At 66.3% G+C, this 14,751-nt stretch carries 14 protein-coding genes, 1 other RNA gene and 2 pseudogenes; 6 read left to right on the top strand and 11 right to left on the bottom strand.

Annotated features, from left to right (window positions below; genetic code table 11):
• Positions 1-158: 158 nt before the first annotated feature.
• The 4 genes from rplU (at position 159) to V5F63_RS23810 (ending at position 2,224) form a co-directional block, all read left to right on the top strand.
• Entirely contained in the window at positions 159-506 is a 348-nt protein-coding gene (gene rplU, locus V5F63_RS23825; protein ID WP_209486487.1) for a 50S ribosomal protein L21, read from the top strand.
• 21 nt (positions 507-527) lie between these two features.
• The gene (gene rpmA, locus V5F63_RS23820) at positions 528-800 is read left to right on the top strand and encodes a 50S ribosomal protein L27 (protein ID WP_168457227.1); all 273 of its coding nucleotides are present in this window, start codon (positions 528-530) and stop codon (positions 798-800) included.
• A gap of 148 nt (positions 801-948) precedes the next feature.
• Positions 949-1,578 (top strand): GNAT family N-acetyltransferase, encoded by a 630-nt coding sequence (locus V5F63_RS23815; protein WP_209486485.1) that lies wholly within the window; start codon positions 949-951, stop codon positions 1,576-1,578.
• 127 nt (positions 1,579-1,705) lie between these two features.
• On the top strand, positions 1,706-2,224 hold the full coding sequence (locus V5F63_RS23810) for an RNA pyrophosphohydrolase (RefSeq protein WP_394030102.1): 519 nt from the start codon (positions 1,706-1,708) through the stop codon (positions 2,222-2,224).
• Positions 2,225-2,226: 2 nt separating this feature from the next.
• Here the strand turns inward: V5F63_RS23810 and V5F63_RS23805 are convergent, their stop codons facing one another.
• The 10 genes and pseudogenes from V5F63_RS23805 to V5F63_RS23760 form a co-directional block, all read right to left on the bottom strand.
• Positions 2,227-3,027, bottom strand: coding sequence for a group III truncated hemoglobin (locus V5F63_RS23805; protein WP_394102934.1), 801 nt, complete (start codon positions 3,025-3,027; stop codon positions 2,227-2,229).
• The gene (locus tag V5F63_RS23800; RefSeq protein WP_394102935.1) at positions 3,024-3,209 is read right to left on the bottom strand and encodes a hypothetical protein; all 186 of its coding nucleotides are present in this window, start codon (positions 3,207-3,209) and stop codon (positions 3,024-3,026) included. The genes V5F63_RS23805 and V5F63_RS23800 overlap by 4 nt, the downstream gene beginning before the upstream one ends.
• Before the next feature lie 239 nt (positions 3,210-3,448).
• A pseudogene (locus tag V5F63_RS23795) lies at positions 3,449-3,727 on the bottom strand (molybdenum storage protein subunit alpha); the annotation flags it as partial.
• Between the two features lie 26 nt (positions 3,728-3,753).
• A pseudogene (locus V5F63_RS23790) lies at positions 3,754-4,305 on the bottom strand (amino acid kinase family protein); the annotation flags it as partial.
• Positions 4,306-4,579: 274 nt separating this feature from the next.
• Positions 4,580-6,151 carry a 2-polyprenylphenol 6-hydroxylase gene (ubiB, locus tag V5F63_RS23785; protein WP_394030098.1) on the bottom strand — a complete coding sequence of 524 codons (1,572 nt, stop codon included), beginning with the start codon at positions 6,149-6,151 and terminating at the stop codon, positions 4,580-4,582.
• Positions 6,152-6,182: 31 nt separating this feature from the next.
• The gene (gene ubiE, locus V5F63_RS23780; protein ID WP_394102936.1) at positions 6,183-6,983 is read right to left on the bottom strand and encodes a bifunctional demethylmenaquinone methyltransferase/2-methoxy-6-polyprenyl-1,4-benzoquinol methylase UbiE; all 801 of its coding nucleotides are present in this window, start codon (positions 6,981-6,983) and stop codon (positions 6,183-6,185) included.
• Positions 6,984-7,098: 115 nt separating this feature from the next.
• The gene (locus tag V5F63_RS23775) at positions 7,099-7,305 is read right to left on the bottom strand and encodes a hypothetical protein (protein ID WP_169124894.1); all 207 of its coding nucleotides are present in this window, start codon (positions 7,303-7,305) and stop codon (positions 7,099-7,101) included.
• Between the two features lie 222 nt (positions 7,306-7,527).
• On the bottom strand, positions 7,528-11,061 hold the full coding sequence (locus tag V5F63_RS23770) for a PAS domain-containing hybrid sensor histidine kinase/response regulator (RefSeq protein WP_394102937.1): 3,534 nt from the start codon (positions 11,059-11,061) through the stop codon (positions 7,528-7,530).
• A 107-nt stretch (positions 11,062-11,168) separates the two neighbouring features.
• A complete protein-coding gene (locus tag V5F63_RS23765; protein WP_394102938.1) occupies positions 11,169-11,882 on the bottom strand; it encodes an alpha/beta hydrolase in 714 nt (237 codons plus the stop codon).
• Between the two features lie 72 nt (positions 11,883-11,954).
• The gene (locus V5F63_RS23760) at positions 11,955-12,383 is read right to left on the bottom strand and encodes a MarR family winged helix-turn-helix transcriptional regulator (protein ID WP_394102959.1); all 429 of its coding nucleotides are present in this window, start codon (positions 12,381-12,383) and stop codon (positions 11,955-11,957) included.
• Between the two features lie 182 nt (positions 12,384-12,565).
• On the opposite strand from V5F63_RS23760, the gene V5F63_RS23755 reads away from it, so the two are divergent.
• Positions 12,566-12,994: an organic hydroperoxide resistance protein gene (locus tag V5F63_RS23755; RefSeq protein ID WP_209486470.1), complete on the top strand. Its 429-nt coding sequence runs from the start codon at positions 12,566-12,568 to the stop codon at positions 12,992-12,994.
• Positions 12,995-13,175: 181 nt separating this feature from the next.
• Here the strand turns inward: V5F63_RS23755 and ffs are convergent.
• Positions 13,176-13,274: signal recognition particle sRNA small type (ffs, locus tag V5F63_RS23750), an RNA gene on the bottom strand.
• Between the two features lie 120 nt (positions 13,275-13,394).
• Here ffs and V5F63_RS23745 point away from each other — a divergent pair.
• A complete protein-coding gene (locus V5F63_RS23745) occupies positions 13,395-14,627 on the top strand; it encodes a hypothetical protein (RefSeq protein WP_394102939.1) in 1,233 nt (410 codons plus the stop codon).
• The last annotated feature ends 124 nt before the right edge of the window (positions 14,628-14,751 follow it).

Here is a 14,751-nt window from a genome sequence, read left to right as displayed (position 1 = left end):
GTGGTGGTTGTGCAGCTCAATAAAGGCCAGCGGCGTTGACTTTTCGGGGCGTGGCGTATATCGGACCACCTTCGCGCGGGCCAACGGGCCTGCATCCCGAAAAACCGACCGAAGAAGCCCGTCCATGAGGCGTGGCTGAACACGAAAGCGAGACAAGAATGTTCGCGGTCATCAAGGCAAACGGCAAGCAGTATCGCGTTGCCGCCGCCGACAAGATCACCATCGACCACCTCGACGCCGAGGTCGGCGCGATCTTCACCTTCCCGGTGCTGATGCTGGGCGGCTCTTCCGTCGCCATCGGCGCGCCCCACGTGGATGGCGCGGTCGTGACCGGCGAGATCGTCGAGCACACCCGCGGCGACAAGGTGATCGCCTTCAAGAAGCGCCGCCGGCAGAATTCCCGCCGCAAGCGCGGCTTCCGCGCCGACCTCACCGTCGTGCGCATCACCGAGATTTCCGGCCTGGGCGAGAGCGTCAAGGCTGACGCCGCCGGCGTCGGCGCCTGATCGAGAACGAGGAGAGCAACAATGGCTCATAAAAAGGCAGGCGGCTCGTCCCGTAACGGTCGCGATTCCGACGGTCGCCGTCTTGGCGTGAAGCGCTTCGGCGGCCAGGACGTCATCGCCGGCAACATCATCGTGCGCCAGCGCGGCACCAAATGGCATCCCGGCACGAACGTGGGCATGGGCAAGGACCATACCCTCTTCGCGCTCATCGAAGGCAAAGTGTCCTTCAGCACCAAAGCCAACGACCGCACCTACGTATCGGTCGTTCCTGCCGCCGCCGAGGCGGCCGAATAAACGGCGAGACCTGATAAATGCAGGATCCCGCCGGTCTCGTCGATCCGGTGGGCGCCTGAGCAGGCCTCTCAACGCTCAGACACGAACCGGGGAGACGGGACAACCCTCTCCCCGGTTTTTCTTCGTCTGTGCCCTTGAGGAGCCTGCCATGACCTTGTGCGAAACGCCGTCCGGAGCGCCGCTCGCGGAGAGCTGTATCCCCGTCCTCGAAACCGAGCGGCTCGTGCTCCGCGCGCCGCATATCGAGGACGTTGCTGCCGTCGCGGAGCTCGCCAACAACCGCCGGATCGCGGAGATGACCGCGAACCTGCCGTTCCCGTACAAGCCGTCCGACGCCCACGCCTTCGTCGAGACGCTGGCCGCCGTGCCCGATGGCGCCACCTTCGCCGTCTTCCTCAAGGGCGAGGGCCATCCGGCCTTCGCCGGCATGGTCAGCTACGGCCGCCGCCCGCCCGAGCCCGCGCCCGAGATCGGCTACTGGATCGGCGAGCAGTTCTGGGGCCGGGGCATTGCCACCGAGGCCGTCCGCGCGGTCATCGACTACGCCTTCTCCGAGACCGATGTCTCGCTCCTCCTCGGCTCCGCCCGCGTGGTCAATCCGGCCTCGCGCCGGGTGCTGGAGAAGTGCGGCTTCCAGTGGTCGGGCGTCGGCCTGTGCCGCGTGAAGGCGCTGCGCGCCTCGGTGCCGGTGGACCAGTTCCAGCTGGAGCGGCGCACCTGGGCCTCCATCCGCGCCTGGGGCTCCACAGCCCTGCCGCGCCATCGCGCGGCCCATTAAAGGAAACTGCGCGCCACCGCGCCGCCCATTGACGCTACGTCCTTGAGCGTCCCGCTGCCCGCCGCACCTTGCGCGGCGGGGCGGGGCGCGTCATCAGGGGATACGTCATTTCACCAGGGCCGCCGCCATGTCGAAGAAGCACGAGAAGCACCCGGATTTGCCCTACCGCCCGTGCGTGGGCCTGTGCGTGTTCAACGCCGCCGGCAAGGTGTTCATCGGCCGGCGCCTCGGCGGGCCGGAGCATGTGGACGCCACCCATTCCTGGCAGATGCCCCAGGGCGGCATCGACAAGGGCGAGGACCCTTACGCGGCCGCCTTGCGCGAGCTTTATGAGGAGACCTCCATCCGCTCGGTGACCAAGCTCGGCGAAGTGGAGGAGTGGCTGTCCTACGATTTGCCCGGCCGCGTCGCCGGCGAGGCCTGGAAGGGGCGCTACCGGGGCCAGACGCAGAAATGGTACGCCCTGCGCTTCACCGGCGCGGATGGCGAGATCGATATCCTTCGCCCCGGCGGCGGCCAGCACAAGCCGGAGTTCATGGAGTGGCGCTGGGAGAATATCGACGCGGTGGTCGACCTCATCATCCCCTTCAAGCGCGACGTCTATATCGAGGTGGTGAAGCAGTTCCGCCGTTTCGCCCAGGGCTGAGCCTATCCCGCGTGCGGCCCGTTGGCCTGGCCCGCGCCAAGGTCGGGCGGAAACAGCCCGGCCTGGAAGCAGGTGCTCATGTGCTCCACCTTGGCGATGGCCCGCGCCGCCGCCACGGGCTCCAGCACCTCCACCGCCGTCTCCCCGAATAGCGTCACCCAGCGGGTGAAATGCTCCGGCTTCAGCTGGAGCGGGATGTGCGCGGCGAACGGCATGCCCGAATAGCGCGCCGTGCCGAGCAATGTGCGCGACCAGAAGTTCTGCACGATCTGGTAATGCCCCTCCCAGTCCGGGATGGCGCGGGCGAAGACCGGGCCGAGCAGCGGATCGGCGGCGGCACGGCCGTAGAAGCTTTCCACCAGCCGCTTGAGGTCGTCCTCAGTGACGGAGAGCGCCGTGCCCGGCTGCTCGTTGAGTCCGCCCAGCCCGGCGCCGCGGTCTTCCACCAGGGCCGCGAGTTCCGGCGCGGCGGGGGCCTTGCGGTGCGCGACGTTCAGCGGCGGGTCGAAGCTCGAAACGATATCGCGCAGCGTATGCTGGCGTACCCGCGCCATGGGGCGGTCGAGCACGAAGAGGCCGTCCGCCACCCCCGCTTCCCTGGGGTTGGCCGCGCGGAAGGCGGCGAGGGCGGCGGCTATATCCTCCCCCTCGCCCACATAAAGCGGTAACGGCCGCCCGGCGATGGCGCGGGTGAGGATGAAGAGGCCGGGGCGCGGTGGCGCGGCGTCCACGGAAGTAAAGGCGTAGCCGGCGAAGTCGGTGGACGCGCGATCGGCATCAGCGCGCGTCGTGTCCGCCTTCATGGCTTTTTCTCCTGCGCAACGGGTTCGGCCTCTGTTCGCTCCGCCTCGATCACGCGGAGGGATGGCCCGCGCAGCGGGTTGGCGCGCTTCTGCCCGGTCTTCTGCCAGGGCGGCAGGATGCGGATTGTCGTGCCGGGCACGATGCGCGGCATGATGGGCGTGTTGCCCTTGTTCCACTTCATGAAGCCTCGCCCGTCTGGAGCCTGCCCGTCTGGCGGGAGTCGGTGCCGGACCGTCTCTTGTATCCCGACGGTACGAACGCGCTCCCCGCCGTGCAAGGGCCGGGGCAGTGTGGAGATGCCCAAGATTTAGGTTCGCCTAAGATTGAGGCGGACCGTCGAACGGCGCAGGCAAAGAAAAACCGCGCGGCCGGAGCTGCGCGGTTTTCTGTCGGTCGGGACCGCCTCAAAGGGGGCTGCGATCAGGCCTGCCGGGCGGCCGTGTGGATGAGCGTGCCCACATGCTCGCCGCGCAGGGCCGCCGTGAGGCGGCCGGGGACGAGGCCGTTCACCACCTGCACCCGCTCGATGTGCCGGGCGGTGCCCATCACCTCCACCAGCGCGCGGTCGAAGGGCAGGGTGGCCGGGCCGTTGGCCGCGGCGAGCTCGGCGTGGGTCGTCTCGGCGATCAGTTCCGCCTTAGACCCGTCGGCGCCGTTGGGATCGGCGGTGAAGACGCCGTCCACGTCCTCGATGATGCTGGACGCTTCGGTCATGGTCGGTCCTCTCAGCGCGCGGTGATGATGGTGCCGACGTGCTCGCCGGCGAGGGCGCGGGTGAGGTTGCCAGGCACGAGCCCGTTCACCACCTGCACCTCGCGCACGTGCCGCGCCTTCTTCAGAAGATCGAGCATGGGGAATTCGAGGATGGAGTCGGCAAGGCCCCGCGAGAGCATATCGTCCACCGAGATATTCGGGATGAAGCTGGCGGACGTGTCGGTCTTCGGATTGGCGGTGTAGAGGCCGTTCTCGTCCTTCACATAGATCATCGCCTTGCAGCCGAACTGCTCGGCCAGCAGGAAGCAGCCGGCATCGGTGCGATAGGGCGGGATCACGCCGGCCGGGGCCGGGCGGGTCCACAGGCCGTAGGGCGGCATGCCGGAGAAGACGACGCCGTTCACTTCCTTGAGGTAGAGCGGCACGGCCGACGTGCCGGCGCCGTCCACCATGGAGATGCCGTGCTTGGCGAGGAGCTGGCCGAGCATGGCGGCATTCTGGTCCGCCACCGACGCACCGAGCTGGGAGAGCACGCCGGCCGGCAGGTTGAGGCCGGCGGCGATTGGCCTGCCGATGGCTCGGCGCGCCGGTCCGGGCTCCTGACCTTGCGCAAGCAGTCCCGAGCGGGATGCTTGGTCTCAGCCGGAACCATCTTGGGGCCTGACTTAGTTTTACGAGAAGGACAAAGCAATACGTGAAAAGTATGCGAGTTGTTCGCAAGACGGCGCAGAGGCTGCGCCGTCTCCGGAAAGAAATCGCGCTTTCCGAGACTTCCGGAAAAAACGACACGTGACGCAGGAATTCACATGCCGGTGCGGCAGGCTGACGAAATCTTCGTCAGCCCAGCCAGATGCCCAGCAGCGCCGCGGCGATCACCCACAGGGCCAGATTGCCCCAGAAGGCGCGCTTGGCCTCGGCGCGGCCGATGCCCTCCAGGGAGGAGGGGGAGAGGCGCAGGCCGTCGCGGGTCGCCTCGTCCAGCTGCTCCACCACGCGGGCGGTGCGGGTGAGGAGGCCGGGCAGGGTCGCGGCGAAATGGCCCATCTCGCCGAGGCCCGTTCCGGCCCGCTTCAACTGGCCCACGGGGCCGAGATTGCCGGCGATCCAGTCTTCCACCACGGGCTTGGCGGTGCGCCACATGTCGAGCTGCGGGTCCAGCGAGCGGGCGACGCCTTCCACCACCACCATGGTCTTCTGGAGGAGGAGGAGTTCGGGCCGGGTCTGCATGTCGAACAGGGCGGTGACTTCCAGCAGCAGCGCCAGCAGGCGGGCCATGGAGATCTGGTCGGCGGTGCGCGAGTGGATCGGCTCGCCGATGGCGCGGATGGCGAGAGCGAAATCGTCCACCGAGTGGTGGAAGGGCACGTAGCCCGCCTCGAAATGCACTTCCGCCGTGCGCCGCCAGTTGCGGGTGATGAAGCCGTAGAGGATTTCCGCGAGGAAACGCCGCTCCTTAACGCCGAGGCGGCCCATGATGCCGCAATCCACCACCACGAGGCGGCCCTGCGCATCCACGAACAGGTTTCCCGGATGCATGTCGGCATGGAAGAAGCCGTCGCGCATGGCCTGCCTGAGGAAGGTCTGCATGACGATGCGGGCGATCTCCTTCGGATCATGCCCGGCGGCGATGATGGCGTCCTTGTCGGAGAGCTTGATGCCGTCGATCCACTCGGTGGTCAGCACCTCGCGGCCGGAGCGGTCCCAGTCCACGCGGGGGACATGGACTTCCGGATCGTCCTGCGTGTTCTCGGCCAGCTCCGCATAGGCGGCGGCCTCGAGGCGCAGGTCCATCTCCATGGAGACGGAGCGGGCCAGCGTATCCACCACCGTCTCCAGCCGCAGGCGGCGGGCCTCGGCGAAATTGTGCTCGGCGAAGGCGGCGATGCGCCGGAAGGTCCCCATGTCGGAGGCGAAGCGGCGGTTGACGCCGGGCCGCAGGATCTTCACCGCCACCACGCGGCGCTGGCCGTCCGGCTCGATCACCTCGCCCTTGTGGACCTCGGCGATGGAGGCGGCGGCCACGGCGGGGCCGAACTCCGCGAAGATGTCCTTCACCGGCCGCTCGAACGTGTCGGCGACGGTCGCCTCCGCTATGGCCTGCCCGAACGGCGGCATGCGGTCCTGCAACACCTCGAGGTCGCGCGCCACCGAGGCGCCCACCACGTCCGGCCGGGTGGCGAGGAACTGGCCGAGCTTCACATAGGACGGGCCGAGCCGCGACAGCGCGGCGGAGAAGCGCTGGCGCCGGTCGCCGGCATCCTTGCGGGCGATCAGCCGGGCGATGTCGAGGAGCGGGCGCGCCAGCGGCGGCGCGGCGGCGGGCGAGACGAGCGAGAGCACGCCCTCGCGGGCGAGCACGTAGCCGGCGCGGGCGAGACGCCAGGCATCGGCGACGAGAAGGAAGATCATGGCCGAAGCCTCCGGCCGCAGGGCACCGCCATCAGATGCGGAAGCCCGAATGGAGGGCCACCACGCCCCCGGTCATGCGGGTGAAGCTGACGCGGGCGAACCCGGCCTCCCGCATCATGCCCGCGAACGCCTCCGCCGGAGGGAAGCGGCGGATGGATTCCACCAGATACTGGTAGGGCTCCGCATCCCCCGCCACGCGCTTGCCGATCTGAGGGATCACGCGGAAGGAGAAGGCGTCATAGACCTTGTCCAGCAGCGGCACGTCCACCTTGGAGAATTCCAGCACGAAGGCGCGCCCGCCCGGCTTCAGCACGCGGCGCATCTCCTTGAGGGCAAGGTCGATGCGCGGCACGTTGCGGATGCCGAAGGCGATGGTCACGGCATCGAAGCTCATGTCCGGGAAGGGCAGGGCCTCGGCGTTCGCCTCCTCGAAGGCGACGCGATCCGAAAGGCCCCGCTTCTGCGCGCGCTCGCGGCCCACCGCCAGCATGTCGGTGTTGATGTCGGCGACCACGGCATCCGTGCCCGGCCCGCCGGCCTCGACCACGCGGAACGAGACGTCGCCCGTGCCGCCGGCCAGATCCAGCAGGTGGAAGGCCCGCGCGCCCTGCGGCGGGCGCACCTTGGACACCAGCGCATCCTTCCACGCCCGGTGCAGGCCGCCGGACATCAGGTCGTTCATGATGTCGTAGCGCCGCGCCACCTTGTGGAACACATCGTCCACCAGCGCCTGCTTCTCGGCGAGGGGCACCGTGCGATAGCCGAAATGGGTATCGGCCGAGGTGCTGCGGGTCTCGTCGCCTGTTGCCGGGGCGGAATTGAAGTCCGTCATCTTGTTTCTGGCCGCACGCTGTTGCCGTTCGGGCGCGACCTTATCGGATGATGCCGCACGGCGCCATAAAGCCGGCGTCGCAGCCGCGCCGGCCCTGTGGGGCCGGGCTGGAGCGTCAGTTGCCCTTGGGGCCGCGCGGGTGCCGGGCGATGCCGGTCACGTCGAATTCGAGTCCAGCCTCGGTGTAGCGGGAATTGGCCGGGGCCTCATCGGCGGCCTTGCAGCCACGCGAGGAGAAGCTCAGGGGAAAACGGAGACGGCGCTTGCGGGCGTCGATCTCTTTCCGCAGCGGGAAGACGGGAACGTTGATCGTGATCGTCATAGCCACGCTCCAAAAGTATTCGCGCGTCGAGTTAAGCGTGGAAGTGTTACAAATATTAACGATCTGGTAACACTTCCATGCCGCGGAGGCGTGCTTCTATGGCACGTCCCCATAACGCTGGCTGAAGGCGGCGTTTATTGGGCGTTCATGGGGATGAACGGGGGCTTAATCGCGAAGCGCGCGCCCTGTGGCGGAAAGGACGCGCGGAAAGCCGGCGAAAGACTATTCGGCGGCGGCGCGGGCGATGCGCCAATGAGCGAGGATGGCCCGGAGCGCGGCGGGTTTCAGAGGCTTGTTGAGGATTTCCATGTCCGCCGCACGGGCCGCGTCGCGCACCTTCTTGGAGCGGTCGGCGGTGATGAGGACGGCGGGTATTTTCCCCAGTTTCCACCTCAGCGACATGATCGCCTCGATGCCGTGTCCGCCATCCAGATGGTAGTCCACGAGGGCGACGTCGGGCTTCTTGCGGCGGTGGCGGATGGCTTCCAGGGCGCCCTGGGCGCTGGCGGCGGTGATGACGTCGCAGCCCCAGCCTGTGAGCAGCATCTGCATGCCGTCGAGGATCGCCGGCTCGTTGTCGATGGCGAGGATGGTGAGGCCGTCGAGCTGCGCCCCCCGGCGGGCAGGGCTGGGCACCGCCTCGCGCTCCTCCGGCATGGAGACGGCCACCGGCAGCTCCACGGTGAAGGCCGAGCCCTTGCCGTGGGTCGAGCGCAGCGCCACCGGATGCTCCAGCACGCGCGCGATCCGCTCGACGATAGAGAGGCCGAGCCCGAGGCCGCGCGCCGCCTTCGCCCCCTGGTCGAGGCGCTGGAATTCCTGGAACACCAGCTTGTGCTTGGAGCGGGGAATGCCGACGCCGGTGTCGTACACCTCCACCCGCACCTTGCCGCCCACCCGCCGGCAGCCGACGAGGATGCGGCCGCGCTGGGTGTATTTCACCGCGTTGGAGACGAGGTTCTGCAACAGGCGGCGCAGCAGCCGGCGGTCGGAGCGCACGGCGAGCGAGCAGGGCAGGAAGGTGAGTTCGAGGTTCTTCTCCCGCGCCAGCGGCGCGAATTCCATCTCCAGCGGCTTCAGCACGTCGGCGATGCGGAAGGCGGAAAATTCCGGGCGCATGACGCCGCTGTCCAGGCGGGAGATGTCGAGCAGGGCCCCGAGGATCTCCTCCACCGATTCCAGCGAGGCGTCGATATTGCCGGCGAGGCGCTCCTCTTCCGATCCCTTGGCCCGCTCCACCATGCTGGTGGCGTAGAGGCGGGCGGCGTTGAGCGGCTGGAGAATGTCGTGGCTGGCGGCGGCGAGGAAGCGCGTCTTGGAGAGGTTGGCCTCGTCCGCCTCGGCCTTGGCGATCTCCAGCGCGCCGTTGAGCCGCTCCAGCTCCTCGGTGCGCTCGCGCACGCGATTTTCCAGCGTCTCGTTCGCCCGCTCCAGCGCGAGCGCGGCCTCCACGCTCGCGGTGATGTCGGTGAAGGTCACGGCGATGCCGCCGTCGGGCATGGGGTCGGAGCGGGCCTCGATGACGGCGCCACGCTGGTGCAGGCGCTCGGAGAAGTCGGGGTCGGGGCTCACGTAGCGGGTGACGCGGCGGGTGACGCGGGTGGCGATGTCGTCGCTGTCCTCGCCCTCGTCGTCGGCGGGGGCGGCGGCGAGGATGTCGGTGAGCGGCACGCCCACCGCGTAGCATTCTCCCGGCAGGTCCAGCATCTGGCCGAACTGCCGGTTCCAGCATACGAGGCGCAGGTCGCGGTCGAACACGGCGATGCCTTGGCGCACATGGTCGATGGCGCTTTGCAGCAGCTCGCGATTGTACTGGATGGCGGCGGAGGCGTCGTCCAGCAGCTTCAGGGCCGCCTTGGTGGAGACCGCCCGCTTGCGCAGCAGCAGCGAGAGCACGAGACGGGACGAGGCCGCGCCCACCGCCGAGGCCAGCAGATGCTCGGCATGGCGGACCATGCCCGCGTCCGCCTCGCGGTGGGTGTCGAGCTTGAAGCCGTGCTGGCGGGCGTAGCTGTCGAAGGCGGCGCGGGCGCGCTCGGTGCCCAGATAGCGCTCCACCGTCGCCATCAGCTCGCCAAGGGAGACCGAGGAGCGCCAGCGCAGGAAAGCGGGACGCGCCGGCGGCCGGTCGCCCGTGCCCGCGAACAGCCGCGCCTGCGTGCGCTCGATCTGCGAGGGGCGGGTGAGGAAGGAGACGACGACCAGCGCCAGCGTGTTGAGCCCGAGGCTCCAGGCGACGCCATGGGCGAGCGGCCCGGCGGAGAGGCCGAGCAGCGCGGTGGGGCGCAGGAGGCCGATGCCGAACGGGCCGTCGTTCAGCACGCCGGCGGAGATCAGCCCGGCCTCGGCGAGGCTCGGCACCATCAGCGTGTAGGCCCAGGTGGCCCCGCCCACCACGATGCCGGCGATGGCGCCCTTGGCGGTGGCGCGCTGCCACAGCAGCCCGGCGGCGAAGGCCGGGCCCACCTGCGCGATGGCGGCGAAGGAGAGCAGGCCGATCTGCGCCAGCTGCACCTCGCCGGTGGTGCGGTAATAGAGATAGGCGAGGAGGACGATGACGAAGATGGACACCCGCCGCACCATCAGCAGCAGGCCGGTCATGTCCTCGCGCGGCTCGCCCTCGGGCAGGTGGGCGGACCGCGCGGCGCGGCGGCGCAGCAGCAGCGGCATCACCAGGTCGTTGGAGACCATGATGGCGATGGCGACGCACTCCACGATGACCATGGCGGTGGCCGCCGAGAGGCCGCCGACGAAGGCCAGCAGCGCGAGGCTGTCGAAGCCGGCGGCGAGCGGCACGGCGAGCACATAGACGTCGCTGTCCACCATGTTGAGCGGAAACAGCGTCATGCCCGCCAGCGCCAGGGGCACCACGAACAGGTTGATGAGCACGAGATAGAGCGGGAACAGCCAGCGGGCGCGGCGGATCTCGCTCTCGCCCTTGTTCTCCACCACCGCCACATGGAACTGGCGCGGCAGCAGCATGAAGGCGCCGCCGGACAGGATGGTCATGGTGAGCCAGTTTTCCAGCGACAGCCCGCGCTCGAAGGGCGCCACCGCGCTCGCCTCCCGCGCCGCGTACCAGAGCGCGAACGGCCCGTCGAAGATGACGAAGGTGACGAGCAGGCCGACGCCCAGGAAGGCCGCGAGCTTCACCAGCGATTCCGTGGCGATGGCCAGCATGAGGCCGTTCTGGTGCTCGGTGGCGTCGGTGTGGCGGGTGCCGAACAGAATGGCGAAGGCGGCCATGGCGCAGGCCACGAACAGCGCGAGGTCGCCCACCAGCGTGCCGCGCCCGTGGTCGCCCGCGAAATGGCCGAGCAGCGCCACCAGCGAGGCCGACACCGCCTTCAGCTGCAGCGAGATGTAGGGGATGGCGGCGATGATGGCGACGATGGCCACCAGCGCCGCGATGCCCTGGTTCTTGCCGTAGCGGGCGGCGATGAAGTCGGCGATGGAGGTGATGTTGTTGGCCTTGGCGAGCCGCACCACGCGCAGGAACAGCGGCGCGCCCACCGTCATCAGGATGATGGGGCCGAGATAGATGGTGAGGAAGTCGAAGCCCTGGGTGGTGGCGAGGCCCACCGAGCCGAAGAAGGTCCAGGAGGTGCAGTAGACCGCCAGCGACAGGGAATAGATCATCGGCCGCGCGGTGCCGCGGCCCGCGCCCGGGCGCAGCCGGTCGCCATAGCTCGCGATGGCGAACAGAAGGCCGATATAGGCCAGAGCCACGAAGATGACGACCGACGCCTGTAGCATGTCCCCCGTCCGGCCTCCCCAAGTCCGGAACCAGCCGTTCTTGTTTAGTTTGGAGGCGACCTCATCACTTCGTAGGGGGCTTGTCCAGCGGGTGGATCAAAGCCGGCTCACGGCGCGGCAGGCGCGGCGGCGGGCTCCAGGAAGAAGGACACCGCGAGGCCCACCACCGGCGGCTGCCAGGCGTGGGGGCCGTTGTATTCCATGTAGGTCACGTCATAGCCCGCCTCCTTCAGCAGAGCCGTGTGCGCGCGGCCGGAGCGCTGCACCGGGATCTGCTCGTCGTTCACCCCGTGGGAGATGAACACGCGCGGCGCTCCGCTCTGGCGCTGGACGGACATGAACCCCGCCGAGGAGACGATGAGGTGGGTGACGAAATGGCCGTTGGTGAGCCCCAGCGAGAGGGTGTAGCTGCCGCCGTCCGAATGGCCGGCGAAGCAGATGCGGGTGCGGTCGATCTCGAAATGCCGGGCGACCAGCGCGAGCGCCGTCTCCAGCCGCTCGCGGTCCGGCCCGTTGCCGGCGATCACGATGTCCCAGGTGGGGAAGACGGACTGCGGCACCAGCAGCAGGAAGCGGTGGGTGAGGGCGTGCTGCTCCATCATGGGCAGGATCTTCTGCGCGCTGCCGCCGCCGCCGTGGAACAGCACCATGAGCGGCACCGGGACGCCCGGCTCCAGCCCCTCCGGCACCACCAGCAGGGCATCCCGCTCCGCCGAGAGGCCGAGGTTGTGATGGCCGGGGGGCAGCGGTGGCAGGTCGTGCGCGCGGTCCTGCGCGGCGGGGGCGAAGGTGATGTGGCCGGCGAGATGGGGATCGAGCATGGCGGCCTCCCGGTTGTTCTGGCGTTTCCGCATCCGGTGTACCGTATACAAGCGCGGGGATGAAGCCGCCGCTCAGCCCTGTGCGGCCTTCTCCAGCGCCGCGCGCAGGGCTGTGACCTCGCGCTGGAGGCGCATCACGTCGGCAAGCTCGAGTCCGGTGGCGGCGAGGATGCAGCCGGGGATGTGGCGGGCTTTCTCCTGCAAGGCGCGGCCCTGCGGGGTGAGCTTTACCCGCACCACCCGCTCGTCGGCGGGATCGCGGCTGCGGGTGAGGTGGCCGAGGGCCTCCAGCCGCTTCAGGAGCGGGGTGAGGGTGCTCGATTCCAGCCCCAGCGCGGCGCCGAGGCTGCCGACGGTGCGGTCGTCCTCGGTCCACAGGCTCACCAGCGCGAGATATTGCGGATAGGTGAGGCCGAGGTCGTCCAAGAGCGGCTTGTAGACCCGCGTGAAGGCGTGGCTGGCGGCATAGAAGGCGAAGCACACCATGTCCTCCACTGGCATCAGGGCAGGGGGGGCGGGCGTGGACTCTGGTGTTTTCTCGGACATGGCGGGCCTCGGAGGCTCCCTTCCAGATAAATCGCGCACGACAGGATCGCAACCGCTTGACGGGCGCGATGGTCTTGGCTATTTAGATCGTACACGATTTAATCGTTCACGAAATTACCAACCCACAGGAGCCCACCATGCCCGTCAACGTCCTCTACTCCACCTCCGCCCGCGCCACCGGTGGCCGCGATGGCCGCTCCGGCACGCTGGATGGCAATCTCGACGTGAAGCTCGTCACCCCGAAGGAGCTGGGCGGACCCGGCGGCGAGGGTGTGAACCCCGAGCAGCTGTTCGCCACCGGCTATGCGGCCTGCTTCCTCGGCGCCATGAAGTTCGTGGCCTCGCAGGGCGGTACCGCCAAGGTGCCGGCGGATGCGACCGTCACCGCCACCGTGGGCATCGGCCCGCGCTCGGAAGGCGGCTTCGGCCTGGAGATCGCGCTGACGGTGTCCCTGCCGGGCGTGGACCGCGAGGCCGGCGAGGCGCTCATCGCCAAGGCGCATCAGGTGTGCCCCTATTCCAACGCCACCCGCAACAATATCGACGTGAAGCTCAGCCTCGCCTGACCCTTCCCCGCCCTGCTGCCCCATCCTCCGGCCTCAGCCGGAGGATGGGTTTTTGCGTTGCTTTCGCTCAAGCGCCGCGCGGGCTTAGTCGCGCGCGCCGCCTCATCGACTCAGGCGCCCGAAACGCCCACAGGCGCGACGGCCGATTAGGCCGCGCGCCGGTCAGTTCAATGCTGAATGGGGTGGGAGGCTGGACGAAGACCCGAGACCGGGCTCGTTGGGGCTGCTTCCTTCCGGACCTGACCCGGTTGGCGAGTGGCTCGTCCACCGCCAACCTCCCACGCGCTATATGGCAGGGGGAGGGGTGGGATGCAAGGAGGGAGGAGAAATTGCAGCGATGGGTTGCAAGGGATCGCCCCCTCCCCATCTAAACCGAGCGATTTGTCCACGGAGATCAGGCATGTCCTTCGAAACCATCCTTCTGTCTGATCCCCATACCATCGCGCTTGAGAATCGCGCCCTCCGCGAAGGCGTTCTGACCAATACCGATTTATTATTCTCGGAGTTCGTAGGCACTAAAATACAGAAGAAAGACGCCATTGAAGATGGCGTTTTAGATCTATTTTGCCTATACGATCACCTAATTACACCAACAAACCGATTTTGCATTTCGAATATGAACGACAGACTCAATGTAGATTCGATTGTTAGTCGGCCAGATGAGATTCGTAACACATTTCTGCGCTTTGGCCTTAATGGAGATCGGGTAAGAAGTTTTTTTGATGATAGAAATATTATTACATCTAATTCAATACCAAATATCACACAGAATGAATTTGATATGATGACGAAATATTCATCGTATGAGGCAAAATATATTCTAAGAGAAGGTATTGAGCAAACCCTAGAACACGCAAAAAGCGTGTTCGATTGCGAGATACTTTTTCGAAAAACCAACCTGTTCGAAGACTCAAATGTTCCTCACCGCGTAATAGTGAACTTCTTCAAGTCGAACAGGCATTGGATCGCCCCCCTATTCGATCAGTGGTTCAGATATGGCGGATATAACCACCTAATAGACGATCTTGTTTTAAAGGAATCTGGAATAAATTTAGAGCACAGAAAATGGTTTTCGATCTTATCAAAATCCAGAAGATTTGAATATTACTTCAGATACCTACAGGAATCATACGCGAATACTTATGAAAACGCATTCATTAGCCAATTATACGATGTTGAAAGAGCATTTATATATACTCCAACTCGTAATATTGAAAATATTAGACGAATATCTCCCGAAGAAATAACAACGGTTATTAGGGTGAACTTGTCTGATCTGGTGGAATTCTTTCCGCTTCCGCGAACACTTGAGGAGGCGGTTGAATTAAAAAACAGTTCTGTTATGATTTCATTCAAAAACATACTTAGTGAATGGTCAGAAAGACTGACGTCTACGGATAATGTGGAGGCGCGAATCCGAAGCGAACTTCGTCGAGCAAACAGGGATATTAAAAATCTTAGGCAATACAGGTCCCTGAAGGAGCATCCCATATTTTTTGGAATTAGGGTAGCTCTAGGATTTATTCCGCTTGTCAGCAACATCCTCCCATTCTTTGATATTGCCGAGTATGTCTACGAACGCAAGGTCCACAAAAATACCGCTTGGGTCGTCACGCCCAAAAGCGTGCGATAGCAACGTCGTTTACCGCCATGCGATAACCCCCTTTCCACCCCACCCCTCAAACCGCTCACCCCCCATCCACCCCCTCCACCCCGCCACCACACCCAACTCCCTGAAACCCCTCACTCTCCCCCTC

It is taken from the genome of Xanthobacter wiegelii, assembly GCF_043193855.2.
Classification (GTDB): domain Bacteria; phylum Pseudomonadota; class Alphaproteobacteria; order Rhizobiales; family Xanthobacteraceae; genus Xanthobacter; species Xanthobacter flavus_A.
The sequence above is the reverse complement of the archived record's forward strand: the minus strand, read 5'-3'. Positions and strand labels throughout refer to the sequence as shown.